This is a genomic window from Duganella sp. CF402 (assembly GCF_900109645.1).
Taxonomy (GTDB): Bacteria; Pseudomonadota; Gammaproteobacteria; order Burkholderiales; family Burkholderiaceae_D; genus Rugamonas.
On sequence record NZ_FOBG01000001.1, the window covers coordinates 2,492,816 to 2,519,316 of the forward strand.

Consider the following 26,501-nt stretch of genomic DNA (forward strand, 5'->3'; position numbering starts at 1 on the left):
TTAAGCGGCTGTATTAATTACCGTGCCAATGGCGGCGCTCTTGTCGCCGCTGTCCGGTTTGGGCGCTGCTTCAGTTGCCGCAGGATCCTTGGCCGGACTGTCATCCGACTTGGAGATTGTTACCTTGCGATCTGCATCCTCCTGCAGCAGGGCTATTTGCAAGGCTTTGATCTGCTGCTCGATACCGTCGATCTGCTGCTGCAATGCGATCCTTTGCTGAATCCCGCCGGAGCTGTAATCTCCCGTGAGCGCGGCTAATTGCTCACCGAGCTCCGCCTCCACCTTTTGCAGTTTGCGGATTTGCTTCAGGATCGCGGTCCGCACCGTGGTGCTTTCCGTGGCGCCCGAAACGCTGGCGGTACTGGACAGTTGCGCAAGGTAAGCAGGTACGATATTTGATGCATTCATGATCAATGCCCTCCCATTCTCCTATCAAGGGCTAACGACAGATTTGAGAAGAACCTTAGCAAGTAGCCTATTGCCCGATCTCAAAAATTCCGCTATATTGAACACTTGTTCGCTATAGCGGATATTATTCATGCATCAAGAGTCGGTTGATCCGACGCCAACCTGCCTCCCCGGGCAAGGTGGAAGCCTCTACGGCGATGCGGCCTTTTAACGGCAACGAAGCGGGTGCACATGGTTTTTTGCTCCGAATCGGGCCAGGATTTTTGGAGCAACCATGACCAATCAGACCACCTCCCCTCAAGACGCCAGCGCGCTCGACCACGAGTTCCGCATGACGCACACTTTCCATCTGCAAGTCGGCGCCAACCAGCCCGCCGCCGGCCAACTGGAATCAGCCCTGAAAAGCGCTAACGCGCGCGTCGACAAATGGCTTATCCTACGCCGTGGCGGCTGTTACGAGCACAACATCACCGTCGGCGGCATCGGCGAAGCATCAGCGCGCACCCTGCGCAAAGCCCTGGCCAGCCTGAATAGCGAAATCAAGGTACACGTCGAACATATGCTCCACTTCGATAACGCAAGGACTGCTGCATAGAAAACATGGGCTATTTCCCCGTCTTTATCGCATTCGGCCTCGCCGCGTCAGGAGCCTTCCTGATCGCCGAACTGCGCGCCATGAAGAAGATGGGCGACAAAAAAGCCTCTTACGCAAGCAGGTATGCCATCCCGTGGAAGGCGGTACTGTATGCGCCGCTGGCCAACATCCCTGTCATTGCCTTGCTGGCATACGATGGCTATCGAGGCGTATTCCACGGAATAACGATGGTGCTTCTGGCCACCGTAATCTGCACACCGGTGTTTTACGCAGGCATGCTGTTCTGGGGCATCCCCGTGTACTTGCTGCTGGTGCGATTTAACTTTCTCAACATCATATCGATCTGCCTTGCGGGCGCTGCCATCCCCGCCTTTCTGCTGCGGAATGATCCTCCGCACCTGATGTTCCTTGGTGTGAGCGCCTGCATTGCCGTCAGCGCCGCCGCTTACTTCCTGCGCAAAGCATAGGCGAAAAAAAACGGGCCGAAGCCCGTTTTTGTTTGCTGCGTAAAACCGTGGATTAACGCTTGTCCAGCGGTGGTACGTCGCGGGTGGTCGCGCCAACGAACAGCTGGCGTGGACGGCCGATTTTCTGTTCCGGGTCGGCGATCATTTCGTTCCACTGGGCGATCCAGCCGATGGTACGCGCCATCGCGAAGATACCGGTGAACAGCGACACTGGAATGCCCAGCGCCGATTGCACGATGCCCGAGTAGAAGTCGACGTTCGGGTACAGTTTGCGCGATACGAAGTATTCGTCGTTCAGTGCAATCTTTTCCAGCTCCATCGCCAGCTTGAACAGCGGGTCGTCTTGCAGGCCCAGTTCGTTCAGCACTTCGTAGCAGGTTTCGCGCATCAGCTTGGCACGCGGGTCGAAGTTTTTGTACACGCGGTGACCGAAGCCCATCAGCTTCACGCCCGAGTTCTTGTCTTTCACCTGAGCGATGAAGGCGGGAATGTTCTCGACCGAGCCGATTTCTTTCAGCATGGTCAGTGCCGCTTCGTTGGCGCCGCCGTGGGCAGGGCCCCACAGGCAGGCGATACCGGCAGCGATACAGGCGAACGGGTTGGCGCCCGACGAACCGGCCAGACGGACGGTCGAGGTCGATGCATTCTGCTCGTGGTCTGCGTGCAGGATCAGGATGCGGTCCAGCGCGCGCACCAGCACGTCGTTGACTTTGTACTCTTCGCACGGATTGCCGAACATCATGCGCATGAAGTTGGCCGAGTACGACAGGTCGTTGCGTGGGTACATGAACGGCTGGCCGATCGAGTACTTGTACGCCATCGCCACCAGGGTCGGCATCTTGGCGATCAGGCGGATGGCCGAGATTTCACGCTGCTTGGCATCGTTGATGTCCAGCGAGTCGTGGTAGAACGAGGCCAGCGCGCCGACGGTGCCAACCAGGACCGACATCGGGTGCGCGTCGCGGCGGAAGCCGCGGAAGAAGAATTGCATCTGCTCGTGCACCATCGTGTGCTTGCTGACGGTGTCGACGAATTCTTTTTTCTGCGCGGCGTTCGGCAGTTCGCCGTTCAGCAGCAGGTAGCACGATTCCATGAAATCGGCGTTCACGGCCAGTTGTTCGATTGGGTAGCCGCGGTATTGCAGTTCGCCCTTGTCGCCGTCGATGTAGGTGATCGACGAGTTACATGCCGCAGTCGACATGAAACCTGGGTCGTAGGTGAACTTGCCGGTGCCGGCGTACAGCTTGCGGATATCGATGACGTCAGGACCAACGGTGCCTTTGTAGATCGGGAATTCGATCGGTTGGCTGCCATCGGAGAACGAGAGAGTGGCTTTGTTATCAGAGATGTTCATGGACTCTTCCTTCTTGGAGAGATGATGCGAATAAAAAAAGCAAAAATTCTGGGTGTGGTTTACTACGCACTACGTAACCGCTGCAGCATCGCATGCACGTGCGGCAAATCGATTTCGCCTTCCGGCTCTTTACGGGCCAGTACCAGATCCATCAGGGCATTGTCCGACAAGTCGAGGAGCCGCGTGAATGCGTCCACTTCGTCGTCGGTCAATTCGGTTTCATGCGCATCCAGAAAACGCGTCAGGATGATGTCGTTTTCCAGCAGACCCCGGCGGGAGCGCCAGCGCAGGCGGGCGCGGTTGGCTGGGTCGGACTGATGCGCAGGAGGGTTCGTTGCAGTCATAGTCTTACTACTTTACACAAAAACGGGCGGCACTAAAGCCGCCCGTGTGCGCGTTAGATTGCGCGGCGTACCATCAGCTCTTTGATCTTGCCGATGGCCTTGTTCGGGTTCAGACCCTTAGGGCAGACATCAACGCAGTTCATGATCGAGTGGCAGCGGAACAGGCGGTACGGATCTTCCAGGTTGTCCAGACGCTGGCCGGTGGCTTCGTCGCGCGAGTCGGCGATGAAGCGGTAGGCTTGCAGCAGGCCGGCTGGGCCGACGAACTTGTCCGGATTCCACCAGAACGACGGGCACGAGGTCGAGCAGCACGCGCACAGGATGCACTCGTACAGGCCGTCGAGTTCTTCGCGTTCCGCAGGGGTCTGCAGGCGCTCTTTCTCTGGGCGGATCGAATCGTTGATCAGGTATGGCTTGATCGAATCGTACTGCTTGAAGAACTGGGTCATGTCGACGATCAGGTCGCGGATCACCGGCAGGCCTGGCAGCGGACGCAGCACGATAGGCTCGGTCAGCTCGTTCAGGTTGGTGGTGCAGGCCAGGCCGTTCTTGCCGTTGATGTTCATCGCGTCCGAACCGCACACGCCTTCGCGGCACGAGCGGCGCAGGGCCAGCGAGTCATCCACGTCCGACTTGATACGCTGCAGGGCATCCAGCAGCATCTTGTCGGTGTCTTTCAGCTCGACGGTAACGTCTTGCATGTACGGCTTGGCGTCCTGGTCAGGATCGTAACGGTAAATCTTGAGTTTGAGAGTGCGTGCCATTTTGTATAGCCTTAGAAAGTACGTGGTTTCGGTTTGAAGGTATCAACCGTCAGCGGCTTGGTTACGACTGCCTTGTAATCCAGGCGGTTGCCTTCCGAGTACCACAGCGTGTGCTTCATCCAGTTGTCGTCGTCGCGGTGCGGGTAGTCATCGTGGGCGTGGGCGCCGCGCGATTCCTTACGCGCTGCTGCCGACACGATGGTGGCTTTCGCGGTTTCGATCAGGTTGTCCAGTTCCAGCGCTTCCACGCGGGCGGTGTTGAATACCTTCGACTTGTCCTTGAACGAGACGTGCTTGCGGCGCTCGTCCAGCTTCATGATCTCTTCGACGCCTTTGTTCAGCATGTCGTCGGTACGGAACACGCCGCAGTATTTCTGCATGGTCGAACGGATGTCGTTGGCGACGCCCTGCACTTTTTCGCCGCCGGTCGAGGTTTCCAGCGCGTTCAAGCGGTTCAGTGCGAAGTCGGCTGCGTCTTTCGGCAGCGGCTTGTTTTCTTTTTGCTTGAGGTTCGAGGCCACCACGTGGTTGCCGGCCGCGCGGCCGAAGACCACCAGGTCCAGCAGCGAGTTGGTGCCCAGGCGGTTGGCGCCGTGCACCGAGACGCAGGCGCATTCGCCAATCGCGTACAGGCCGTTGACCACTTTCTGGGTGCCGTCGCCGTTTGGCGTAACAACTTGACCGTGGATATTGGTCGGGATACCGCCCATCTGATAGTGGATGGTTGGTACGACCGGGATTGGCTCCTTGGTCGCATCGACGTTGGCGAACTTGTGGCCGATTTCCAGAATCGACGGCAGACGCTTCTCGATGGTGTCCTTGCCGATGTGGCGCAGGTCCAGCATGACGTGGTCTTTGTTCGGACCGCAGCCACGGCCTTCCTTGATTTCCTGGTCCATCGAACGGGACACGAAGTCGCGCGGCGCCAGGTCTTTCAGGGTTGGAGCATAACGCTCCATGAAGCGCTCGCCTTCCGAGTTGATCAGGATACCGCCTTCACCGCGTACACCCTCGGTGATCAGCACGCCCGCGCCGGCCACGCCGGTCGGGTGGAACTGCCAGAATTCCATGTCTTGCAGCGGCAGGCCGGCGCGTGCCGCCATGCCCATGCCGTCGCCGGTGTTGATGAAGGCGTTGGTCGATGCAGCAAAGATACGGCCGGCGCCACCGGTCGCGAAGATGGTGGTCTTGGCTTCCAGGATCATGACGTCGCCGGTTTCCATTTCCAGGGCCACGACACCAACCACGTCGCCTTCGGCGTCGCGGACCAGGTCCAGCGCCATCCACTCAACGAAGAAGTGGGTACGGGCCTTGACGTTGCGCTGGTACAGGGTGTGCAGCAGGGCGTGGCCGGTACGGTCAGCTGCGGCGCAAGCGCGCTGCACAGCTTTTTCGCCGAAGTTGGCGGTGTGGCCGCCGAACGGACGCTGGTAAATGGTGCCGTCCGGGTTACGGTCGAAAGGCATGCCGAAGTGTTCCAGCTCGTACACCACCTTCGGTGCTTCGCGGCACATGAATTCGATCGCATCCTGGTCGCCCAGGTAGTCGCCACCTTTGACGGTGTCGAACATGTGCCAGAACCAGTTGTCTTCGGCCATATTGCCCAGCGAGGCGCCGATGCCGCCCTGCGCTGCCACGGTGTGGGAACGGGTTGGGAACACTTTCGACAGCACGGCCACGTTCAGGCCGGCTTCGGCCAGTTGCAGCGATGCGCGCATGCCGGAGCCGCCGGCGCCGACGATGACCGCGTCAAAGCGGCGGGTAGGGATTGCAGATTTGATAGCTGCCACGATTACACACTCCAGATAATTTGAATCGACCACACGGCGCAGCCGATCAGCCATGCCATAGTGGCGATTTGCAGGAACAGGCGCGGACCAACGGCGCGCACATAGTCCATCCAGACGTCACGCATGCCTACCCACGCGTGGTAGAACAGGCCGATCAGGGTTACAGCGGTAACCAGTTTGAACCACTGCTGGGCGAACAAGCCGGCCCAGCCTTCGTAGGTGAAGTTCTGGCCGGTCAGGAAGGCCAGCACCAGGGTGGCGGTGTACAGCACCATGATGACTGCGGTGACGCGTTGCGCCAGCCAGTCGCGCATGCCGTACGATGCGCCAACTACTCGGCGCTTAGGGCCGATACCGTTATCGTTGATGGACATTTCAGAATACTCCAAACAGTTTCAGGGCGATCAGGGCGGTCAGCACCAGGCTGATGACCAGCACGGTGGCCGACGACTTGCGCGCCGAGTGCTTGTCCAGGCCGATGTGCAGGTCCATCACCAGGTGACGGATACCGGCGATCATGTGGTGCAGGAAGCTCCACGACAGGCCGAGGATGATCACTTTCACCAGCGGGTAGGTCACGAAACCTTCGTAGTATGCGAAAGAGATCTCGGAGCGCAGCGAATTCTGCAAGAGATACAGCACGAATGGCAGCAGCACGAACATGCCGACGCCCGAAATACGGTGCAGGATCGACACGATGGCAGCCAATGGCATGCGGTAGTTGGACAGTTCGGTAACGTGAATGTTACGGAACTCCGGCCGTTCTTTTTTAGGGGCTTCCCTTACGGCTTCTGACATAACAAGACCTCCTCAGGCTTATACAAAAATTTGGTGAGACTGCGATTTTCGCCGATTTCCACTCTCATAACCAATATCTATTGTTACATATAATAAAAATAGTGGTTGGCGACAGTCCGGGAACCTCGGCCAAGGCTACTTTCCGTAGCTCAACGTATTATCAGCGCAACAACGCGCCGGTCTCCTTCAATTCAACTCGTTGTGATAGTGATGGCGCTCGGTCAGATACAGGCCGCGCCGCAGCTCGACCGCCTTGTCGCCATACGTAAACGAGACCCGCTCGGACGCCAGCAGCGGCGTGTTGGCAGGAATTTTCAGCAGCGCGGCATCGCCTTCCGAGGCCGTCACGGCGCGGATTTTTTCGGTCGCGCGGATCATGCGGGTGCCGAACTCGGATTCGAACAGACCGTACATCGGGCCCTTGTATTCTTCCAGCCGCTCGGCGGTCAGGCCCTTGAAGGTCAGGCCCGGCAGCCACAATTCTTCCACGATGGTCGGCACGCCGTCGAACGATTGCACGCGTTTCACGAAGATCACGGCGTCGCCGGATTTGAGGTCGAGCAGGCGCGCCACGTCGGCCGGCGCGCGCATGCGCTTGACTTCTATGAACTTACTTTCAGGGTAGTGCGGCACGCCCTCGTCCGGCATCAGGCGCAGGAACCGGAAATGGGCGCGCGCCTCATGGTGGGTGGACACGAAGGTGCCCTTCCCTTGCTTGCGCATCACCAGGTTTTCCGCCGCCAGCTCGTCGATCGCCTTGCGCACGGTGCCCTGGCTGACCTTGAAACGGTTAGCCAGTTCCACTTCGCTGGGAATCAATTCGCCCGGCTTCCACTCGCCGGACTGCAGGCTCTGCGTGATGAGGGCCTTGATTTGCTGGTACAAAGGAGAGAAAGTAGGAGACGAGCCACCCGCGCCGCCAGCGTTAGCGGCAGCAGGATTATTGTTCGGATTGGTCGGGGTGGAACTCATAGGCCAAGATTTCACCACAAAAGACAGGTGCCGTCCAGAAAAAATGCCAATAACTGATCTGTCTTATATAAGACATAAGATAGAATTGACAGATAGTGGCGGCAGGCCTACACTCCCGAGGCGCCGCTTAGAGATACATGATTATAAGCGCTGCATTTTGCAGTATCATTACGCTTTCCCGGACCGGCCGCCGGTCCTGCTTCACGAACGATTCACTTCCCACTTTGGAGATTCATCATGGCTAAAACCCCACTGCGTGTTGCTGTCACCGGCGCCGCCGGCCAAATCGGCTACGCTCTGCTGTTCCGTATCGCCAACGGCGACATGCTCGGCAAAGACCAACCAGTTATCCTGCAACTGCTGGAAATCGCCGACGAAAAAGCACAGAAAGCGCTGAAGGGCGTGATGATGGAAATCGACGATTGCGCGTTCCCGCTGCTGACCGAGATGACCGCCCACTCCGACCCGCTGACCGCATTCAAGGACGTCGACTACGCCGTTCTGGTTGGCGCCCGTCCACGCGGCCCAGGCATGGAACGTAAAGACCTGCTGGAAGCCAATGCCCAGATCTTCACCGCCCAAGGCAAAGCACTGGACGCCGTCGCTTCGCGCAATGTGAAAGTTCTGGTGGTCGGCAACCCAGCCAACACCAACGCCTACATCGCCATGAAATCGGCTCCTTCGCTGCCAGCGAAGAACTTCACCGCCATGCTGCGCCTGGACCACAACCGCGCCCTGTCGCAAGTGGCTGCCAAGACCGGCACCCAGGTGAAAGACATCGAGAAGCTGACCGTGTGGGGCAACCACTCGCCAACCATGTACGCCGACTACCGCTTCGCTACCGTGAACGGCAAAAACGTCAAGGACCTGATCAACGACCAGGAATGGAACGCTAACGTGTTCCTGCCAACCGTTGGCAAGCGCGGCGCAGCGATCATCGAAGCGCGCGGCCTGTCGTCGGCTGCTTCGGCCGCCAACGCAGCGATCGACCACGTGCATGACTGGCACGTCGGCACCAACGGCAAGTGGACCACGATGGGCGTGCCATCGGATGGTTCGTACGGCATCCCTGAAGGCATTGTGTTCGGCTTCCCGGTGACCACCGAAAACGGCGAATACAAAATCGTTCAAGGCCTGGAAATCGACGCCTTCTCGCAAGAGCGCATCAACCTGACCCTGAAAGAACTGACCGAAGAGCGCGAAGGCGTCAAGCACCTGCTGCCATAATTCTTCCGTCCGCAAGTGGAACCGGTTAAACCACCGATCCGCCGCACCCGCCGCGCTGCCGAGAGCAGCGCGGTATCTGCTTCACCTGATCCTACCTGCATGCATCCATCCGAGGTTTTATTCCAGGGTAACCGCCAGCCCTTGCTGCTGCCCGCCTGTGATCACTACGCCGGCTCCGAAAAGCTGATGCGCAAGTCGATCGCCCTGCAACAAGAACTTGGCCCCCTGTTCGACATCACCCTCGATTGCGAAGACGGCGCCAGCGCCGGCAACGAGGAGGCCCACGCCAAGCTCATCGTCGAGCTGCTCAATTCCGAAGACAATAAGTTCAACCGCATCGGCGCCCGTGTGCACGATGTGGAAAGCCCGTTCTTTGCGCGCGACGTTGAAATCATCTGCACCGCCGCCCAGCGCCTGGCCTACATCATGGTGCCGAAGGCCCACAGCGTGGCCGAAGTCGAGAAGGCCATCAAACTGATCAACACCCACGCCGCCAAGGCCGGCCGCAAGGACTTGCCGGTGCACGTGCTGATAGAAACCCACGGCGCGCTGCGCGAAGCCTACGCGATTGCCGCCCTGCCCCAGGTGCAGAGCCTGTCGTTCGGCATCATGGATTTCGTCTCCTCGCACTACGGCGCGATTCCCGGCGCCGCCATGCGCACGCCGGGCCAGTTCACCCATCCGCTGGTGACGCGCGCCAAGCTGGAAATCGCCGCCGCCTGCCACGCGCACGGCAAGGTGCCGTCGCATAATGTGACCACCGAAATCAAGGACACCGCCGTGGCAGCGAATGATGCCCAGCGCGCCGCCGCCGAATTCGGCTTCACGCGCATGTGGAGCATCCACCCGAACCAGATCAAGCCGATCATCAAGACCTTCACGCCGCGTTTGTCCGAGGTCAGCGAGGCGGCCGCCATCTTGCACGAAGCCGCAGCCGTGCAATGGGGCCCAATTGCCCAAAATGGCCGATTGCACGATCGCGCCAGCTACAGATACTATTGGACCGTTTTGCAGCGCGCCAAACTGGCCGGGCTGACTCTGCCCGAGTCGGTCGCCCCGCTGTTCAACGGCAGCACCACCGATCACCCATAGGAAGCACAAAGATGTCCATCTCCAAATTGTTCATGGCCTGCAGCCTCGCGCTGGCCTCGCTGACGCTGGCCGCCGGCGCTCACGCTGAAACTGACACCACCAAGAAAGTGGTGAAGAAAGCCGCAGCAAAAACCACCAAGAAAGCCGCCAAGCCGGTAGAGCCGAAAGCACCGGATGAAGAAGCCGACGAGCCGTCCATCACCGATTCCGCCGTCACCGAGTTCGACTGCGAACTGGGCAACAAGATCACCATCTACGCCAACACCAACGACGAAGCGCACATCGCGCTGCGCTGGAAGAAGCGCCTGCACCGCCTGACCCGCGTCGGCACCACCACCGGCGCCAACCGTTTCGAGAACAAGCTGTACGGCCTGATCTGGATCGGCATTCCGGCCAAGGGCATGCTGCTCGATTCCAAGCAAAACCGCCAGCTGGCCAACGAGTGCCGCAATGCCGAACAATTGAAACCGGTATCGACCGCTGCGACCGAACCATCCAGCACCAAGATCACGATCCAGTAAGCACGCTTCACTTTAACAATAGACGATACCCACCCGAAGGAGAGGTCATGTCCCATAACACGCTTAACACGCTTCAGGAATTTACCATTTCGGGTAAGAAGGCGAAGTTCTACTCGCTGCCGGCCCTGGAAAAAAGCCTGGGCACCAAAATCTCGCGCCTGCCGATCTCGATGCGCGTCGTGCTCGAATCCGTGCTGCGCAACGTCGACGGCAAGAAGGTCACCGAAGAGCACGTGAAGCAGGTTGCCAACTGGGGCGCCACCGCTGAGCGCACCGACGAGATCCCGTTCATCGTCGCCCGCGTGGTGCTGCAGGACTTCACCGGCGTGCCGCTGCTGGCCGACCTGGCCGCGATGCGCAACGTCGCCTACAAGATGGGCAAGAACGCCAAGAAGATCGAGCCGCTGGTGCCGGTCGACCTGGTGGTCGACCACTCGGTCACAATCGACCACTTCCGCGAGCCGCAGGCGCTGGACCTGAACATGAAGCTGGAATTCTCGCGCAATAACGAGCGCTACCAGTTCATGAAGTGGGGCATGCAAGCCTTCGACACCTTCGGCGTGGTGCCGCCGGGCTTCGGCATCGTCCACCAGGTCAACCTGGAATACCTGGCGCGCGGCGTCCACAAGGACAACAACGGCGTCTACTACCCTGACTCGCTGGTCGGCACCGACTCGCACACCACCATGATCAACGGCATCGGCGTAGTCGGCTGGGGCGTGGGCGGCATCGAGGCGGAAGCCGGCATGCTGGGCCAGCCAGTCTACTTCCTGACCCCGGACGTGATCGGCGTTAACCTGACCGGCGTGCTGCGCGAAGGCTGCACCGCGACCGACCTGGTGCTGACCATCACCGAAATGCTGCGCAAGGCCAAAGTGGTCGGCAAGTTCGTTGAATTCTTCGGCGAAGGCACCGAGACTCTGTCCGTGACCGACCGCGCCACCATCGCCAACATGGCGCCGGAATACGGCGCGACGATGGGCTTCTTCCCGGTCGACGACGCCACCATCGAATACTTCGAAGGCACCGGCCGCACCAAGGACGAAATCGCCGCCTTCCAGGCTTACTTCAAGGCGCAAGGCATGTACGGCGTGCCGAAAGCCGGCGACATCGACTACACCCGCGTGCTGGAACTGAACCTGACCGACGTCACCCCGTCGCTGGCCGGTCCTAAGCGTCCGCAAGACCGTATCGAAATCGGCAACGTGAAGAACAACTTCATCGAACTGTTCTCGAAACCGACCTCGGAAAACGGCTTCAACAAAAAGCCGGAAGACCTGACCACCAGCTACACCACCGCCAACGGCGTACACGTGAAGAACGGCGACGTGCTGATCGCTGCCATCACCTCGTGCACCAACACCTCGAACCCGAGCGTGCTGCTGGCCGCCGGCCTGCTGGCCAAGAAAGCCGTGGAAGCCGGCCTGGAAGTCGCGCCGCACATCAAGACCTCGCTGGCACCTGGCTCGCGCGTGGTAACCGAGTACCTGACAGCCGCCGGCCTGCTGCCTTACCTTGAAAAACTGGGCTTCGGCGTGACCGCCTACGGCTGCACCACCTGCATCGGCAACGCCGGCGACCTGACGCCTGAGCTGAACGCCACCATCACCTCGAACGACATCGTCGCTTCGGCCGTGCTGTCGGGTAACCGTAACTTTGAAGCGCGTATTCACCCGAACATCCGCTCCAACTTCCTGGCCTCGCCACCGCTGGTGGTGGCCTACGCCATCGCCGGCAACATGACCGTCGACCTGATGACCCAGCCAGTCGGCAAGGGCAAAGATGGTAAAGACGTCTACCTGGGCGACATCTGGCCGACCTCGAAAGAGATCGCCAAGCTGATGAAGTTCGCGATGAACTCGAAAGTGTTCAAGACCAACTACGCCGACGTCAAGGGCAACCCGGGCAAGCTGTGGGAAAACGTCTCGTCGACCGAAGGCCAGGTCTACAACTGGCCAGCATCGACCTACATCGCCGAGCCACCGTTCTTCGACGGTTTCGAGATGACGCCGAAAGCGACCAACCCGAACATCACCGGCGCGCGCGCGCTGGGCGTGTTTGGCGACTCGATCACCACCGACCACATCTCGCCTGCCGGCTCGATCAAGGAAGATGGCCCGGCCGGTAAGTGGCTGAAGGAAAACGGCGTACTGAAGTCGGACTTCAACTCCTACGGCTCGCGCCGCGGCAACCACGAGATCATGATGCGCGGTACGTTCGCTAACGTACGCATCAAGAACAAGATGATCCCGCCGAAGGCCGACGGTTCCGCAGTCGAAGGCGGCATCACGATTCACCAGCCATCGGGCGAACAGCTGTCGATCTACGACGCGGCCATGAAGTACGTGGCAGCCGGCACCCCGACGATGGTGTTCGGCGGCGAAGAGTACGGCACCGGCTCGTCGCGCGACTGGGCCGCCAAGGGCACCCAGCTGCTGGGCGTGAAAGCCGTGATCGTGCGTTCGTTCGAGCGTATCCACCGCTCCAACCTGGTCGGCATGGGCGTGCTGCCGCTGCAATTCATCGGCAACGACTCGGTGGAATCGCTGGGCATCACCGGCAAGGAAACCTATGACCTGAAAGGCCTGGACGGCGAGATCAAACCGCAGCAACTGGCGACCCTGGTGATCCACCGCGCCGACGGTTCCAGCCAGGAAGTGAAAGTGCTGCTGCGCATCGATACCCCGATCGAAGTGGACTACTACAAGCATGGCGGCATCCTGCCGTTCGTGCTGCGCCAGCTGCTTGCTGCCTAAGCTTTAAGCTCTTCGCTCTATGAAAGCCGGGTTCGCCCGGCTTTTTTTATGCACGTTTGCCGAATCATCTACAATAGGGCCATAATCCGTTTTATTCACCTTTATAGAGACTCTCCGCGCGATGCGTCGTTCAAAACAAGCCTCATCCAATAAGTTGTCCGCCGAGAGCCAGCGCCTCGCCACCTATGCCCAGGCAGTCGGGCAGGCGGCCAGTCGTATCGAAGAACGTGCATGGGAACACACTCTCGATGCACAGCTCCAGAAACTCCTGAAAACCGGTCACCAGGACTCCATCGACGCCACCCTCAACGCGCTGTTCAAGGAAGACCTGAACGCGTACGACGTGCTGATGGACAGCGTGGAAGCGGTCAGCGAATCGGGCAGCTTCAACGTCGACACCGCCGATGGCGTCAGCAAGCCGTATGACGTGCTGCTGGTGGCTGCGCCTATCCTGGCGTGGACCCGCTTTGCGATTGCTTCGGGCGCGATTCCGTCCGATATCCTGCAAACCCTGTCGGCGCATTTCTCCGCCCACCTGCTGGCCGATGGCACGCAGCTGGCCATGTCCCCTACCCTGTTCTCGATCGACCAGCTGCCGCGCAGCCACGTCGAGACTTACGGCAAGGTGCACAAGCTGGCGCAAGCCGCCATCAAGGGCAGCACGCTGAAGGCCGACACCAAGGTGCCTGAAACCGCGCCCTTCCTGGCCGACACTCGCTACCTGCTGGTGGCCGTGGTGGCGCCGGCCGGGGCGCCCCTGTTCCGCTGGCAAATGGCCGAGCATCAAGCCAACTTCGCCGCCGAGCGCGCATCCGCGCTGGAACAATGGCGCACGCAAGCCACGCCAACCGTCAACCGCCTGCTGCCGGGTTGCGGCGTCGAACTGCTGCTGCCGGAGGCCTACTACATGGCCTGCCGCGAAGCCGACAAGCAGATTCGCCCGGTCTCGATCCGCGCAGCAGTGCACTACCTGACGCATACGCTGATGGTGGAACCGTCCGAACTGCGCGCCGTGATTGCCGGCTTTGGCGAAGAGAATGCCGATGGCCAGATCGACGAATACCGCGTGGCCTTCACACAGCGTTCGTCGCCGGATGTGATCTATGGCGTGGTGTGGCCGCTGTACGGCCAGGAAGATGAGGACGGCACGCCGCCTGAAGGTCCGGGCGCGCTCAATGCGCTGCAAAAGCCGATGACGCCGGTAGAAGACATCACCGCGCACCTGAACGCGGCAGGCATCACGCAGATCAAGAAGCACAGTGAGCGCTACGTGATGGAGTTCTGCGACGACTGCGGCGCCCCGCTGTTCGCCGACCCGCAAGGCGAACTGGCCCACGCCGAAATGCCGGAAGACACCCCGGCCGGCACGGAGCACTTCCACTAACGATAAAGCCCCTTACGGGGCTTTATTTTTGCAGCGGCGGAATGTTGATGATGATCGTCGCCGGCAGTTGCGGCTGCGGAAGCGCTTGTGCCGGTTGCGACGCTGGCTGCGCCTGCACCACCACCGGAGCGGCCGGCTGAGGCGGCTTGATCAACTGCGCCAGCGCCGCAGCCAAGCCGCCAAAGCCGATGAACAGACCAATCATGCTGCCGACCATCCACTTGTGTATGTCAGCGCGCAACGCTTCCACGTCCGCCTTGGTTGCCAGGGTGGGCACTATCGCATCGAAGCGCGCTTCAAGCGCTATCTGCCGGTCGCTGTCCATTCATACAGCTTAGGACAATCAGGCTGCTTTACCAAGTGGCGTACGGACGCTTAATCAGGTTGGAATTGAGGTAGCGCAAATCGCTGGTGACTTCCTCGCCGATCCAGTCCGGCTTGTCGAACTGCTGGTCTTCCGACTGCAATTCAATCTCAGCCACAACGAGGCCGGCGTTCACGCCGAGGAACTCATCCACTTCCCACACATTGCCCGCAAACGTGATGCGGCGGCGATACTTCTCGATCAAAGGCTGCTCGCACAAACCGTCGAGCAGCTCGGCCGCCTCGGCGACGGGGATCTCGTATTCCCACTCGCCGCGCGTGGCACCCTTGTTGGCGCCCTTGATCGTCATCACCGCCCGCTCACCCTCGATGCGCACGCGCACCACGCGCTCCTTGTGCGACGACAGGTAGCCCTGCTTGAAGAACACCGGCTCTCCAAGCCTCATCCAGCCATCGCCGCGCAACAGGAACTTGCGTTCGATTTCAACGCCCATGATCAGTAGTCGTTCAGCGACAGCAGGATAGGCTGCAGGATCGCAGCGCCCAGCGCCGCACTACGCGCGCCGTTCCAGCCGACGTGTGGATCCGGCAGATCAGCGTTGTCCTTGAACGGCATCTCCAGCGTCAGCGCCAGGCAGCCGAAGTGGTGGCCGACGTACTTGGAGGCCAGCGTCAGCATGTCTTCCTTGTACTTGCTGGCCGCGTAGCCCACCTTGTCCTGGAAGTCCGGCGAAGCGTTCTTGTAGCGATCAATGAAAGCCTGCTGCTTGGCGCGGCGCTCGTCGCTGAAGTTTTCCAGCATCTCGTTACCGGCCACGAAGTTGTAAGGCAGCGCTTCATCGCCGTGAATGTCGAAGAACATGTCGATGCCGGTTTCGTGCATCTTCTGCTTCACGTACAGCACTTCCGGGCTGCGCTCGACCGATGGCGTCATCCACTCGCGATTCAGATTGGCGCCGGCCGCGTTGGTGCGCAGGTTGCCGCGCACCGAGCCGTCCGGATTCATGTTCGGCACGATGTAGAACACGCAGCGCTGCAGCAGCTTGCGCGCGATCGGATTGGCGTCGTCCAGCAGCGAATCGATCAGGCCTTCGATGAACCATTCGGCCATCGATTCGCCCGGGTGCTGGCGTGCGATGAACCAGATTTTCTTTTCCGCTTCCGGCTTGCCGATGACGACCACGTTCATGTCGCGGCCATCGATGGTGCTGCCCAGGTCCTGCACGCTGGCCAGCGGATGCTCGCCCACTTCGCCCAGCAGGCGCAGATGGCGCTCGAACGAATACGGCTCGAAGTAGGCGTAGTAAATGCTGTCGGTATCAGGGGTATGCTTGATCGTCATGACCTCGCCATCAAAGGTGGTCGGCACGCGGAACCAGTTCTCGGTGTCGTAGCTGGCGACTGCCTGGTAGTCCTCGTAACCCTTGGCGTAGGTGGCCGAGCCGGCGTTCAGGAAGCGCATGTTCAGCTTCTGGCCGCGCGCGCCCTGCACGCGGAAGTGGAACCACTGATGAATATCAGCGTGCGAATCCTTGCGCAGGTTCAGTTCAATGGTGGCTGCACTATCGGCGCGCAGCACTTCGATAGCGCCTGAGTCGAAGTTTTGGCTGATTTTGATGGTCATGTTAATCCAATATTAAGTGAATTCTTATGACCGTTATTTTACCAGCATGCTCCCTTCGCGTTTGTAGCGGGCGTGCCATGACAAGGCCTTCTCCAGCACGTGCGGCGTCTGGCCGCCGCCCTGCTTCGCCTCTTCGAAATAGGCGCGCAGCTGCGGACGATAATCCGGGTGGGCGCAATTCTCGATGATGAGCGGGGCGCGCTCGCGTGGCGCCAGCCCGCGCAGGTCGGCCAGGCCCCACTCGGACACCACCACATCCACGTCATGCTCGGTATGGTCGACGTGGGCCACGAACGGCACCACGCTGGAAATCGCGCCATCCTTGGCCACCGATTTGCTGACGAAGATCGACAACTGGCCGTTGCGCGCAAAGTCGCCCGAGCCGCCGATGCCGTTCATCATGTGGGTGCCGCCGACGTGGGTTGAATTCACGTTGCCGTAGATGTCGAATTCCAGCGCCGTATTCAGCGCGATGATGCCGAGACGGCGCACCACTTCCGGATGATTGCTGATCTCCTGCGGCCGCAGCACGATGCGCTCGCGGTACTGCTCAAGGTTGTTGATGAACTTCTCATGCATGGCCGCCGACAGCGTGATCGACGACGCCGACGCCATCGACAGCTGGCCCGAATCCAGCAGCTCGATCGCGCTATCCTGCAACACTTCCGAATACATGGTCATGTTGCGGAACGGCGAATCGATCAGGCCATGCAGCACCGCGTTGGCGATGGTGCCGATGCCCGCCTGCAGTGGCCGCAGCGACGCATCCATGCGCCCTGCTTTTACCTCGCCTTCGAGGAACTTGATGACGTGGTGCGCAATCGCGTCGGTCTCGTCGTCCGGCGGCAGCGCGTTGGACGGGCTGTCTGGGCTATCGGTAATTACGATGGCGGCGATACGGTCCGGGTGCACGGGGATCGACGTCCAGCCCATGCGTTGCCACGGCGTGAGCAGTGGAATCGCGCCGCGATGCGGGCGCTTGCCAGGAATGTAGATATCGTGGAATCCTTCCAGCGCCAGCGGCGCGCTCAGGTTGATCTCGACGATCACCTTGTCGGCCTGCTGCGCGAAGTTGGCCGTATTCCCGACCGACATGGTGGGAATGATGCCGCCATCAGGCGTAATCGCCACCGCCTCGATCACCGCGATATCGATGGCTTTCAGATCGCCGGAGCGCAGCTGTTCGGCAGTCTCCGACAAATGCTGGTCGATGAACATCACCTCACCCGAATTGATCTTGCGGCGCAACGCGGCATCGGCCTGGAACGGCATGCGGCGCGCGACCACGCCGGCGTTGGCCATCAAGCCATCGCTGTCGTTTCCGAGCGAAGCGCCGGTCAGCAAAGTGAGATGCAAAGGCGACTGGCGCGAACGTTCAACCAGCGCTAACGGCAACGCCTTGGCGTCTCCGGCTCTGGTAAAGCCGCTCATACCCACGGTCATGCCGTCCTTGAATAAAAGCGCGGCTTGTTCGGCGCTCATCACCTTGTCCATAAGCGCCGGGCGGCGGATGCGATCTTCGTACATGATTGTTCTCCTCATTCTTTGATCCAGTATAGAATCTGAGGGAAGTCGATTTATGACTTAAATTCCCAACTTCCAGTCGTATTTTTCATGGACCTGAGATCGCTGCGCTACTTCGTCGAGACCGTCCGCCTGAACAGTTTTACGCAGGCGGCGGAGTCGCTGCACGTGACGCAATCAACCATCAGCAAGATGGTGCGGCAGCTGGAAGAGGAAGTCGGCGCGCAGCTGCTGATCCGCGAAGGCCGCAAGCTGACGCTGACCGACACCGGCAATGTGGTCTACGCACGCGGCGTGGAAATGCTGGCCACCATGCGCCAGCTGGCGACCGAAGTGCGCGACACGCAGGCGCTGGAACGCGGCCACCTCACGGTCGGCATCCCGCCGATGATTAACCTGCTGTTCACGCCCGTGTTGAAAGCCTTCCGCCAGCGCCATCCCAACATCACGCTCACGCTGCAGGAAGACGCGGGCCAGGCGATAGAACGCCAGGTGGCGCAAGGCGATCTGGAAATCGGCCTGACGGTGCTGCCGGCCGATCCGGCATTGGGACTGCAATCGTCGCCGATTGCCAGCTACCCAATCTGGGCGCTGGCCGCGCGCAACACCTTCCAGAAAAACCGCACCACGCTGAAATTAAAGTCGCTGGCCAACACCCCGCTGGTGCTGCTGAAAGACGATTTCGCCATGACCCGCGCCCTGCGCACGGCCTTCGCCGAAGCAGGCTTCGAACCGCAGATCGCCGCGCAGAGCGGCCAATGGGATTGGCTGGTAGCGATGGCCTCCGCCGGCATGGGCGTAGCGCTGCTGCCGGAACCGTTCATCTACCGCCTGGCAATCGGCCACCTGGACGCCGTGAAACTGGTCGGCCCCGAACTGCCGTGGCAACCAGCCCACGTATGGCGCGGCAGCTACCTCTCCCACGCCGCCCGCGCATGGCTGGAAGTCTGCGACGACGTGCTCAGTGCTCCGGCAATTCGTGGATCGCGATCCCCTCAATAGGATCGATGGGCTGTTCCCACGGCTTGAGTTTGATGAAGCGCAGGGTGTCGTCGTAGCCGGCCTGCCAGCGGGCGCGGATGCCGGATGCGCTGAAGTCGATGTCTTTGGTGTGGTCCTCGTTGCCGATGCGCGGCGCACGCAGCGACACCACGTGCATGTCGGTGCCGCAGCCCCATGATGCCAGCTCGCGCACTTCCTGCGATGCCAATTCCTCAGCCGGCAGGTGCTTGGTCAGTTCGCGGATGACGTGACGCAGGCGGTGCAGCTTGCGCTGTTGCTCGATGTTGCTGGCGCGGCTGGCGTACTGGATTTCCTTGTGCTTATCCAGCACATCGAGCACGCTTTCCGGCTCGCTGCCGTCCGGGTTCCACACTTGCACCGAGAAGATCACCGAGCTGCGGCGTGGCTCATCGTCCAGCACCGCCTCGATCGGCGTGTTGGAGTAGATGCCGCCGTCCCAATACGGCTCGCCTTCGATGCGCACCGCCGGGAAGGCCGGCGGCAGCGCGCCGGATGCCATCACATGCTCCACGCACAGCGGCTCGCGGCGCGTGTCGAAGTAGCGCATGGCGCCGGAGCGCGCGTTGACCGCGCCCACTGTCATGCGCATGTGCTTCGCGTTGAGGTAATCGAAATCGACCAGGTCCAGCAATGTGTTTCGCAAAGGCGTGGTCTGGTAGAAGGACGCATGTTCGACGCCGACGCGCGCTTCTGGATTCCACCACGACGCCAGGTTCGGCTCAAAGAAAGCCGGTATGCCCTGCCCCACCGTGATCGCGTTGGCCACCGCGCGCGGCATGGCATCAAAGCCGAACGAGTTGCGCTCCATGCGATGCCAGAATTCGCGCAGACGGTCCAGCCGTCGCTCCGGAGGATTGCCGGCGATGAGCGCGCCGTTAATCGCGCCGATGGAAGTGCCGATCACCCAATCGGGTTCTATGCCCGCTTCATGCAAGGCCTGATACACGCCCAGTTGATAGGCGCCTAAAGCGCCGCCGCCCTGCAGGACCAGAACGATCTGGCCCGGCAAGGCGTCGGATGGTGAACAAGCAGGTTGGGACTTCAAGTCTGGCCTCCACGGTGCACTGCAACATCAAGATTGTAGTGCACTTCGCCGAGGCCCGCCGTGGTCTTTAGGCCACGTTGACGCCGCGCGCTTTCAGTGCTTGGCGCACGCCGGCGCCGTAGGCGGCATCGGCCTGGTCGAAGTGGGCCAGCTGGCGCGCGATGATCTCGGCGCTGACCTGGCTCAGGGGGCCGGCGATGTTGTTGAACAGTTTCTGCTGCTCGTCTGCCGGCATCAGGCGGAACAGGTCACCTGCCTGGGTGTAATCGTCTTCCTTGCCGCGGCCATCGTAGCGGCCGGCCGCACCCTCCAGCGCCAGCGGGGGTTCACCGTGACCCATGCCGTGCGGGTTGCTGCCTTGCGACTGCACCGGATCGTAGTTGACCGCCGCGCCGCCGTTGGCGCCTGCCATTGCACCGTCACGCTGGTGATTGTGGAACGGACAGCGTGGCGCGTTCACCGGCAGGTGCTGGTGGTTGGTGCCGACGCGGTACAGCTGCGCGTCGTGGTAGGCGAACAGGCGCGCTTGCAGCATCTTGTCCGGCGAGTAGCCCATGCCCGGCACCACGTTCGATGGCGACAATGCGGCCTGCTCCACTTCCGCGTGGTAGTTGACCGGGTTGCGGTTCAGTTCCAGCACGCCGACCGTCACCAGCGGGAAGTCCGCGTGCGGCCACACCTTGGTCAGGTCGAACGGATTCCAGCCGGTGCGCGCTTCCCATGCGGCCAGTTCGGCCTCGGTAGCCACTTGCACCTTGACGTCCCAGCGCGGGAAGTCGCCGCCCGCAATCGCGTTGAACAGGTCGCGCTGCGAATAATCAGGGTCGGTACCGGCGATGCGCGTTGCTTCGTCGACGCTCAGGTTCTTGATGCCTTGCTGCGTCAGGAAGTGCCACTTCACGTAGACACGCTCACCGGCTTCGTTAATCAGGCTGTAGGTGTGGCTGCCGAAACCGTGCATGTGGCGGTAGCCGTCCGGCGTGCCACGGCTGGAGAACAGCGTGGTCACCTGGTGCAGGCTTTCCGGCGTGCGGCTCCAGAAATCGAACATCGCGGTCGGCGACTTCAGATTGGTTTGCGAATCGCGTTTTTGGGTGTGGATGAAGTCCGGGAACTTGATACCGTCCTTGAGGAAGAATACCGGCGTGTTGTTGCCGACCAGGTCCCAGTTGCCTTCCTCGGTGTAGAAGCGCACCGCGAAGCCACGTGGATCGCGCTCGGTGTCGGCGCTGCCCTTCTCGCCGCCCACGGTCGAGAAGCGCAGGAAGGTTTCGGTCTGCTTGCCCACTTCGGCGAACAGCTTGGCCTTGGTGTATTTGGTGATGTCGTTGGTGACGGTGAAGGTGCCATAAGCACCCGACCCCTTGGCGTGCACCACGCGCTCAGGAATGCGCTCGCGGTTGAAGTGCTGGAGTTTCTCGATCAGGTGGAAGTCTTGCAGCAGGACTGGGCCACGTGGGCCGGCGGTCAGGGAATTCTGGTTGTCGGCGACGGGAATGCCGGAGGCGGTGGTGATTTTCATGGCTATGACTCCTCGTTATTTGATAGCGTGGAGCTATTCTAAACAACGAGAGTCATAAATAAAAACTATAAATATCTATTAATTCGATAGATATTATCTAAATCATGCTTCCTTGATACGCTTGGCGATGTGGGCCAGCGCGTCTTCCACCTGGTCGATCAGGATCAGGCACAAGTCCCCGTCCTGCAGGCGCGCCAGTGCCGTATCGATGGCTTTGAACTCGCCGTAGATTTCCTCGATGTGGGTGGTGCGCGGTGCGCCGTTCAAGCCGGAGCGCAGCAGGCCAACCACTTCGCCGTCTACACGGCCACGCTGGCAGGCGTCTTCGTACAGCAGCACGTCGTCGAACGCGCGGCCGAGGATTTCGGTCTGCTGCGTGATGTCCTGGTCACGACGGTCGCCGGCGCCCGAGATCACCACCACGCGGCGCTTGGCCGGCATGGTTTCCACCGCCTTCACCAGTGCGAGAATCGCATCCGGATTGTGGCCGTAGTCGGCGATCAGCGTCGCGCCTTTGTAATCGAACACGTTGAAACGGCCCGGCGCATTGTCGGAATCGTTGGCGAAGGTTTTCAAGCCGAGACGGATCGCGTCCCAGCTGATGCCCACGCCCCATGCCGCCGCCACCGACGCCATCACGTTCTCCACCTGGAAGCCAATGGCGCCATTGCGGGTGATCGGCACGGCCGACAACGGAATGGTGTGCTGCTCGCGGCCTTCTGCTGCCACGATGTGGCCATTTTCCACGTACACGGTGCGGCTGCCTTGCGCCAGATGCGTGGCGATGACAGGGTGCGTGCGATCCGCGCCGAAGAAGATCACTTTGCCACGGCAATTCGCCGCCATGCCGGCCACGATAGGATCGACAGCGTTCAGCACCGCAAAGCCGCTCTCCGATACGTTCTGCACGATCACGCGCTTCAGTACCGCCAGGTCTTCCACCGTGGTGATGTAGTTCAGGCCCAGGTGGTCGCCCATGCCGATGTTGGTCACCACGGCGACCTGGCAGCGGTCGAAGGCCAGGCCTTCGCGCAGGATGCCGCCGCGCGCGGTTTCAAACACCGCCGCGTCGACGTCCGGGTGCAACAGCACGTTGCGCGCGCTGCGTGGACCGCTGCAGTCGCCGCTGTCGGTCTGGCGGCCTTCGATGTAGACGCCGTCCGTATTGGTCATGCCGGTACGCAGGCCGCTGGCGGTCAGCAGGTGCGCGATCAGGCGCACGGTGGTGGTCTTGCCATTGGTGCCGGTCACCGCCACCACCGGAATGCGACCGTTTTCGCCAGCCGGGAACATGGTGTTGACGATGGCCTCGCCCACTGCACGGCCTTTGCCGAACGATGGCGCGATGTGCATGCGCAGGCCCGGCGCGGCGTTCACTTCCACCACGCCGCCGCGTTGATTTTCAATCGGTTCCAGCACGTTGTCGCACACCACGTCCACGCCGCACAGATCGAGGCCGATCATTTGCGCCGCTTCCACCGCGCGCGCCGCCACTTCAGGATGCACGTCGTCAGTGACGTCGGTGGCCGAGCCGCCGGTCGACAGGTTGGCGTTGTTACGCAGGATGACGCGCTGGCCGTGGGCCGGCACCGAGTCGGCTTGCAGGCCTTGCAGCGCCAGGCGCGCCAGCGCGATATCGTCGAAACGGATCTTGGTCAGCGAAGTCGAATGGCCGGAGCCGCGACGCGGATCGGCGTTCACGATGTCGACCAGTTCACGCACGGTGTGCTTGCCGTCGCCCACCACTTGCGGCGGGTCGCGGCGCGCCGCCGCCACCAGCTTGTTGCCGATGACGAGCAGACGGTAATCGTGGCCCGGCAGGTAGCGCTCGACCATCACGTCGTCGCGGAATTCTTTCGCGGTGCGGAACGCGGCTTCGAGGTGTTCCTTGGTCATGATGTTGACCGTCACGCCCTTGCCCTGGTTGCCGTCCTTCGGTTTAACGACGACCGGCAGGCCGATGTCCTGCGCGGCTTTCCAGGCGTCGGCCTCATCTTCCACCGAGCGGCCGATAGGCACCGGCACGCCAGCTGCGTGCAGCAGCTTCTTGGTCAGTTCCTTGTCCTGCGCGATGGTCTCGCCGATGGCGCCGGTGGTGTCCATTTCAGCGGCCTGGATGCGGCGCTGTTTCGAGCCCCAGCCGAACATCACCATCGAGCCTTCGGTCAGGCGGCGGAACGGAATATCGCGCACCACGGCAGCGTTGACGATGGCGCCGGTGGACGGGCCAAGGCGCACGTCTTCATCGAGGTCGCTCAACTCGGCCAACGCGGCGGCGAGGTCGAACGGCGCATCGGTCAGCGCGGCGTTGATCAGCGCTTCCGCCAATTCCACGGCGCGGCGGCCGACCGCTTCTTCGGTGTACTCAACCACGGTCTGGTAAATGCCATCTTCCAGCGTGGCGGTGGTGCGGCTGAAGGTGACCGGGCAACCGGCTCGCGCTTGCAGGCTCAGTGCCGCCACTTCCAGCACGCGCGCCAGCGACACGGCGTCCGAGTTGCCGCTTGGTTGCAGTGCGCCGATGGTCGGGAAGCGCGAGCGCAGGCGCTGCTCAAAGCCGGCCAGCGTCGCGATGTTTTGTTCTTCCGGCGGGCACGAGACGATGACTTCCACCGCAGTGTGGTGGCTCCACAAGTTCGGGCCGCGAAGGGCGCGGGTGCGTATGACTTCCATAAATCTTCTTGTTCTTTCAATGATTACGATCAGTGATGCGTTTTCTTCGGCGACGCTTCCCAGGTGCGCAAGCCAGCGCCGATCAGGTCCGGCGTCAGGCCCAGCGCCCAGCCGGCGGCAATCGCGGCCAGCACGGCTTCCGGCGGCACCAGCGGCGACAGCGGCAGGGTCGCGACTTCCGCGTCGCCATTCGCCATCACAATGCCGTGGGCGCGCTGGAACACCACGCGCTTGCCATCCTTGCGGTGCGCGGCGATAGCGTCCAGGTGCTCATCGGCGCCGTAGAAAATCACTTCGCCGTCGCACAGGTCGGCCATGTCCACCACTTGCGGATCGGCGGCATTCAGCACGGCGGCGCCGCTCGGCAGCACCACGTCCACTTGCGTGCGCAGCACGTTGTACAGTTTATCCAGGCTCTCGATGTGGAAGTCGCTGACGTCTTCGAAGTCGCTGACATCGGTCACCACGCCAACCGCGCATTTGTCGTAGGCCAGGCCTTCGGCCAGGATCATGCGCGCGCTCGACTCGAACACGCCGGCTTCGACGTTTTTATTCAACAGCAGGCGCTCGCCGGTTTCCCACTCGCTCAGGCCATCCAGCGGCAGCTCGCGGCCGTTGACGAACAAGCCGTCAGCGCAGGTCAGGCCGGTTTTCTTGCCGCTGATTTGCAGCAGCCACGCGATCAGGCGCGCGGTCATGGTGGTGCCATGCTTGCCGCTGACGCCGACGATCGGCATGCGGCCGGTGGCGTCGCCGAACAGGTGTTCGACAATCGCTTCGCCGACGTTGCGCGGTTCGCCCACGGCCGGCTTCAGGTGGGCCAGCAAGCCAGGGCTGGCGTTGACTTCGATGATGGCGCCGCCGGTTTCGTCCAGCGGACGCGAAATGTCGGAGGTCACCAGGTCGATGCCGGCGATGTCCAGGCCGACCACGCGCGCCGCCAGCGCGGCCGCTGCGGCCACTTGCGGGTGCACCTTGTCGGTGACGTCGACCGCCACGTTGCCGTTCGGCTGGATCAGCACTTTCACGCCGTCGCCCGGCACGGAATCGTGCGTCAGGCCCTGGCGCTGCAGTTCCAGCACGATCTCGCCCGATTCATTCGGCTTGACGCGGCCCAGCGGGAATTCCTCGGTCTCGCCGCGACGCGGGTCGGTGTTGATTTGCGAGTCGCACAGTTCCAGCACGGTGGACTTGCCGTCGCCGGTCACCCACAGCGATTCGCCGGCGGCGGCGGCCACCACGCGGCGGCCCACCACCAGCAGGCGGTGCTCGTCGCCGACGATGAAGCGCTCGACGATCACGCTGCTGCTGTCGCCCTCTTCGGCGGCCAGCGCGTAGGCGGCGGCGATGTCGGCTTCGGTGCTCAGGTTCAGCGAAACGCCGCGACCGTGGTTGCCGTCATAAGGCTTCAGCACGACTGGCAGGCCGATATCTTGCGCGGCTTCCCATGCCTCTGCGGCGCTCTTGACCAGTTCACCTTCCGGCACCGGCACGCCGCAGGACGAGATCAGGGTCTTGGTCAGGTCTTTGTCGCTGGCGATGCCTTCGGCGATGGCCGAGGTGTGTTCGGTTTCAGCGGTCCAGATGCGGCGCTGCGCGGCGCCGTGGCCCAGCTGCACCAGGTTGCCATCGGTCAGGCGGATATGCGGGATCTTGCGCACGCCGGCGGCATCGACGATATTGCCGGTGCTCGGGCCCAGGCACAGGCTTTCGACCATGTCAGTCAGGTTAGCAACGGTGGCGGCCAGGTCGTACGGCTTGTCTTCGATCATGGCCATCAGCAGGTCGCGGCCGGCGGCCAGCGCGGCGCGGCCGACTTCTTCCTGGCGGGTGCGGAACGCCATCTTGTACAGGCCGGTGTCTTCGCCGATCTGGCGGGTCTTGCCGAAGCCGGTCTTCATGCCGGCCAGGTTTTGCAGTTCCAGCACCACGTGTTCGAGAATGTGGCCGGCGTAGGTGCCGTCGCGCAGGCGTTCGAGGAAGCCGCCGTGCTCGCCCACGCCGCAGCGGTGGACGATCAGCCCCGGCAGGATCGCCGTCAGGCGCTCATACAAACCGGGCAGCAAATTCGAGGGAAAGTTCTCCAGCTCGCCGATATCCAGCCACGCCTCGATCACCGGGCGATAGGTCCAGATGTTAGGGCCGCGCAAGTGGGTCACGCGGAGAACTTCAATGTCTTTCTTCTTAGTCATGTATTGATTCTTGTAACTTTGTTATCGGCCTAAGCCAGCCCGCGCCGTATTGTAATCGCTGTACCCTTGGCTTGCTGCTGTGCGGTATACTTGCCGCCACAG

The 26,501-nt window shown here is 61.5% G+C and carries 24 protein-coding genes and 1 riboswitch; of the genes, 8 read left to right on the forward strand and 16 right to left on the reverse strand.

Going from position 1 to position 26,501, the window contains the following annotated elements; genetic code table 11:
* Complete coding sequence (locus BMZ70_RS11205; RefSeq protein ID WP_092273740.1) at nt 1-408, reverse strand: FlxA-like family protein; 408 nt, start codon at nt 406-408, stop codon at nt 1-3.
* 127 nt (nt 409-535) lie between these two features.
* Nucleotides 536-639, forward strand: a riboswitch (SAM-I-IV-variant riboswitch).
* A gap of 43 nt (nt 640-682) precedes the next feature.
* Here BMZ70_RS11205 and BMZ70_RS11210 point away from each other — a divergent pair.
* A complete protein-coding gene (locus BMZ70_RS11210) occupies nt 683-1,003 on the forward strand; it encodes a hypothetical protein (protein WP_092273744.1) in 321 nt (106 codons plus the stop codon).
* Between the two features lie 5 nt (nt 1,004-1,008).
* Nucleotides 1,009-1,470, forward strand: coding sequence for a hypothetical protein (locus BMZ70_RS11215; protein WP_092273747.1), 462 nt, complete (start codon nt 1,009-1,011; stop codon nt 1,468-1,470).
* 52 nt (nt 1,471-1,522) lie between these two features.
* Here BMZ70_RS11215 and gltA read toward each other — a convergent pair whose 3' ends face one another.
* From gltA to BMZ70_RS11250, 7 genes are all read right to left on the reverse strand, one after another.
* Nucleotides 1,523-2,824 carry a citrate synthase gene (gltA, locus tag BMZ70_RS11220; protein WP_092273750.1) on the reverse strand — a complete coding sequence of 434 codons (1,302 nt, stop codon included), beginning with the start codon at nt 2,822-2,824 and terminating at the stop codon, nt 1,523-1,525.
* Nucleotides 2,825-2,886: 62 nt separating this feature from the next.
* Entirely contained in the window at nt 2,887-3,168 is a 282-nt protein-coding gene (locus tag BMZ70_RS11225; protein WP_092273753.1) for an FAD assembly factor SdhE, read from the reverse strand.
* A gap of 53 nt (nt 3,169-3,221) precedes the next feature.
* Nucleotides 3,222-3,932 carry a succinate dehydrogenase iron-sulfur subunit gene (locus BMZ70_RS11230; RefSeq protein WP_092273755.1) on the reverse strand — a complete coding sequence of 237 codons (711 nt, stop codon included), beginning with the start codon at nt 3,930-3,932 and terminating at the stop codon, nt 3,222-3,224.
* A gap of 11 nt (nt 3,933-3,943) precedes the next feature.
* On the reverse strand, nt 3,944-5,722 hold the full coding sequence (sdhA, locus tag BMZ70_RS11235) for a succinate dehydrogenase flavoprotein subunit (protein WP_092273758.1): 1,779 nt from the start codon (nt 5,720-5,722) through the stop codon (nt 3,944-3,946).
* A gap of 2 nt (nt 5,723-5,724) precedes the next feature.
* Nucleotides 5,725-6,096: a succinate dehydrogenase, hydrophobic membrane anchor protein gene (gene sdhD, locus BMZ70_RS11240; RefSeq protein ID WP_092273761.1), complete on the reverse strand. Its 372-nt coding sequence runs from the start codon at nt 6,094-6,096 to the stop codon at nt 5,725-5,727.
* 1 nt (nt 6,097) lies between these two features.
* Nucleotides 6,098-6,520, reverse strand: coding sequence for a succinate dehydrogenase, cytochrome b556 subunit (sdhC, locus tag BMZ70_RS11245; RefSeq protein WP_092273764.1), 423 nt, complete (start codon nt 6,518-6,520; stop codon nt 6,098-6,100).
* A gap of 186 nt (nt 6,521-6,706) precedes the next feature.
* Nucleotides 6,707-7,492 carry a GntR family transcriptional regulator gene (locus BMZ70_RS11250; protein WP_092273767.1) on the reverse strand — a complete coding sequence of 262 codons (786 nt, stop codon included), beginning with the start codon at nt 7,490-7,492 and terminating at the stop codon, nt 6,707-6,709.
* A gap of 237 nt (nt 7,493-7,729) precedes the next feature.
* Here BMZ70_RS11250 and BMZ70_RS11255 point away from each other — a divergent pair, with 237 nt between their 5' ends.
* The 5 genes from BMZ70_RS11255 to BMZ70_RS11275 all read left to right on the forward strand — a co-directional run bounded on the left by BMZ70_RS11255 (nt 7,730) and on the right by BMZ70_RS11275 (nt 14,472).
* Nucleotides 7,730-8,719, forward strand: a complete 990-nt coding sequence (locus BMZ70_RS11255; RefSeq protein WP_092273770.1) for a malate dehydrogenase — start codon at nt 7,730-7,732, stop codon at nt 8,717-8,719.
* A 99-nt stretch (nt 8,720-8,818) separates the two neighbouring features.
* Nucleotides 8,819-9,811, forward strand: a complete 993-nt coding sequence (locus BMZ70_RS11260; RefSeq protein WP_092273772.1) for an HpcH/HpaI aldolase/citrate lyase family protein — start codon at nt 8,819-8,821, stop codon at nt 9,809-9,811.
* Nucleotides 9,812-9,822: 11 nt separating this feature from the next.
* Nucleotides 9,823-10,332, forward strand: coding sequence for a hypothetical protein (locus tag BMZ70_RS11265; RefSeq protein ID WP_092273775.1), 510 nt, complete (start codon nt 9,823-9,825; stop codon nt 10,330-10,332).
* Nucleotides 10,333-10,379: 47 nt separating this feature from the next.
* Entirely contained in the window at nt 10,380-13,088 is a 2,709-nt protein-coding gene (gene acnA / locus BMZ70_RS11270; RefSeq protein ID WP_092273778.1) for an aconitate hydratase AcnA, read from the forward strand.
* A 121-nt stretch (nt 13,089-13,209) separates the two neighbouring features.
* Nucleotides 13,210-14,472: a DUF2863 family protein gene (locus BMZ70_RS11275; RefSeq protein ID WP_092273781.1), complete on the forward strand. Its 1,263-nt coding sequence runs from the start codon at nt 13,210-13,212 to the stop codon at nt 14,470-14,472.
* A 22-nt stretch (nt 14,473-14,494) separates the two neighbouring features.
* Here the strand turns inward: BMZ70_RS11275 and BMZ70_RS11280 are convergent, their stop codons facing one another.
* The 4 genes from BMZ70_RS11280 to BMZ70_RS11295 are packed head-to-tail and all read right to left on the reverse strand — an operon-like array spanning nt 14,495 to nt 17,947.
* On the reverse strand, nt 14,495-14,797 hold the full coding sequence (locus BMZ70_RS11280) for a hypothetical protein (RefSeq protein ID WP_092273784.1): 303 nt from the start codon (nt 14,795-14,797) through the stop codon (nt 14,495-14,497).
* 28 nt (nt 14,798-14,825) lie between these two features.
* Nucleotides 14,826-15,290 carry a CYTH domain-containing protein gene (locus BMZ70_RS11285; protein WP_092273787.1) on the reverse strand — a complete coding sequence of 155 codons (465 nt, stop codon included), beginning with the start codon at nt 15,288-15,290 and terminating at the stop codon, nt 14,826-14,828.
* Between the two features lie 2 nt (nt 15,291-15,292).
* Nucleotides 15,293-16,420 carry a M14 family metallopeptidase gene (locus BMZ70_RS11290; RefSeq protein WP_092273790.1) on the reverse strand — a complete coding sequence of 376 codons (1,128 nt, stop codon included), beginning with the start codon at nt 16,418-16,420 and terminating at the stop codon, nt 15,293-15,295.
* A gap of 33 nt (nt 16,421-16,453) precedes the next feature.
* A complete protein-coding gene (locus BMZ70_RS11295; protein ID WP_092273793.1) occupies nt 16,454-17,947 on the reverse strand; it encodes a succinyl-CoA:acetate CoA-transferase ScpC in 1,494 nt (497 codons plus the stop codon).
* Between the two features lie 87 nt (nt 17,948-18,034).
* Between BMZ70_RS11295 and BMZ70_RS11300 the strand changes: the two genes are divergently transcribed.
* On the forward strand, nt 18,035-18,946 hold the full coding sequence (locus tag BMZ70_RS11300; RefSeq protein ID WP_092273797.1) for a LysR substrate-binding domain-containing protein: 912 nt from the start codon (nt 18,035-18,037) through the stop codon (nt 18,944-18,946).
* Here BMZ70_RS11300 and BMZ70_RS11305 read toward each other — a convergent pair.
* From BMZ70_RS11305 to cphA (BMZ70_RS11320), 4 genes are all read right to left on the reverse strand, one after another.
* Complete coding sequence (locus BMZ70_RS11305; protein WP_229205376.1) at nt 18,906-20,012, reverse strand: patatin-like phospholipase family protein; 1,107 nt, start codon at nt 20,010-20,012, stop codon at nt 18,906-18,908. The two genes, BMZ70_RS11300 and BMZ70_RS11305, sit on opposite strands and share 41 nt — an antisense overlap.
* 67 nt (nt 20,013-20,079) lie before the next feature.
* Nucleotides 20,080-21,534: a catalase gene (locus BMZ70_RS11310; protein WP_092273802.1), complete on the reverse strand. Its 1,455-nt coding sequence runs from the start codon at nt 21,532-21,534 to the stop codon at nt 20,080-20,082.
* Between the two features lie 102 nt (nt 21,535-21,636).
* On the reverse strand, nt 21,637-24,207 hold the full coding sequence (gene cphA / locus BMZ70_RS11315; RefSeq protein WP_092273804.1) for a cyanophycin synthetase: 2,571 nt from the start codon (nt 24,205-24,207) through the stop codon (nt 21,637-21,639).
* Nucleotides 24,208-24,236: 29 nt separating this feature from the next.
* A complete protein-coding gene (cphA, locus tag BMZ70_RS11320; protein ID WP_092273807.1) occupies nt 24,237-26,399 on the reverse strand; it encodes a cyanophycin synthetase in 2,163 nt (720 codons plus the stop codon).
* Between the last annotated feature and the right edge of the window lie 102 nt (nt 26,400-26,501).

Coding starts and splice junctions, on each gene's coding strand:
- BMZ70_RS11205 (WP_092273740.1), bottom strand. CDS start 408: ATGAATGCATCAAATATCGTACCTGCTTACCTTGCGCAACTGTCCAGT.
- BMZ70_RS11210 (WP_092273744.1), top strand. CDS start 683: ATGACCAATCAGACCACCTCCCCTCAAGACGCCAGCGCGCTCGACCAC.
- BMZ70_RS11215 (WP_092273747.1), top strand. CDS start 1,009: ATGGGCTATTTCCCCGTCTTTATCGCATTCGGCCTCGCCGCGTCAGGA.
- gltA (WP_092273750.1), bottom strand. CDS start 2,824: ATGAACATCTCTGATAACAAAGCCACTCTCTCGTTCTCCGATGGCAGC.
- BMZ70_RS11225 (WP_092273753.1), bottom strand. CDS start 3,168: ATGACTGCAACGAACCCTCCTGCGCATCAGTCCGACCCAGCCAACCGC.
- BMZ70_RS11230 (WP_092273755.1), bottom strand. CDS start 3,932: ATGGCACGCACTCTCAAACTCAAGATTTACCGTTACGATCCTGACCAG.
- sdhD (WP_092273761.1), bottom strand. CDS start 6,096: ATGTCCATCAACGATAACGGTATCGGCCCTAAGCGCCGAGTAGTTGGC.
- sdhC (WP_092273764.1), bottom strand. CDS start 6,520: ATGTCAGAAGCCGTAAGGGAAGCCCCTAAAAAAGAACGGCCGGAGTTC.
- BMZ70_RS11250 (WP_092273767.1), bottom strand. CDS start 7,492: ATGAGTTCCACCCCGACCAATCCGAACAATAATCCTGCTGCCGCTAAC.
- BMZ70_RS11255 (WP_092273770.1), top strand. CDS start 7,730: ATGGCTAAAACCCCACTGCGTGTTGCTGTCACCGGCGCCGCCGGCCAA.
- BMZ70_RS11260 (WP_092273772.1), top strand. CDS start 8,819: ATGCATCCATCCGAGGTTTTATTCCAGGGTAACCGCCAGCCCTTGCTG.
- BMZ70_RS11265 (WP_092273775.1), top strand. CDS start 9,823: ATGTCCATCTCCAAATTGTTCATGGCCTGCAGCCTCGCGCTGGCCTCG.
- acnA (WP_092273778.1), top strand. CDS start 10,380: ATGTCCCATAACACGCTTAACACGCTTCAGGAATTTACCATTTCGGGT.
- BMZ70_RS11275 (WP_092273781.1), top strand. CDS start 13,210: ATGCGTCGTTCAAAACAAGCCTCATCCAATAAGTTGTCCGCCGAGAGC.
- BMZ70_RS11280 (WP_092273784.1), bottom strand. CDS start 14,797: ATGGACAGCGACCGGCAGATAGCGCTTGAAGCGCGCTTCGATGCGATA.
- BMZ70_RS11285 (WP_092273787.1), bottom strand. CDS start 15,290: ATGGGCGTTGAAATCGAACGCAAGTTCCTGTTGCGCGGCGATGGCTGG.
- BMZ70_RS11290 (WP_092273790.1), bottom strand. CDS start 16,420: ATGACCATCAAAATCAGCCAAAACTTCGACTCAGGCGCTATCGAAGTG.
- BMZ70_RS11295 (WP_092273793.1), bottom strand. CDS start 17,947: ATGTACGAAGATCGCATCCGCCGCCCGGCGCTTATGGACAAGGTGATG.
- BMZ70_RS11300 (WP_092273797.1), top strand. CDS start 18,035: ATGGACCTGAGATCGCTGCGCTACTTCGTCGAGACCGTCCGCCTGAAC.
- BMZ70_RS11310 (WP_092273802.1), bottom strand. CDS start 21,534: ATGAAAATCACCACCGCCTCCGGCATTCCCGTCGCCGACAACCAGAAT.
- cphA (WP_092273804.1), bottom strand. CDS start 24,207: ATGGAAGTCATACGCACCCGCGCCCTTCGCGGCCCGAACTTGTGGAGC.
- cphA (WP_092273807.1), bottom strand. CDS start 26,399: ATGACTAAGAAGAAAGACATTGAAGTTCTCCGCGTGACCCACTTGCGC.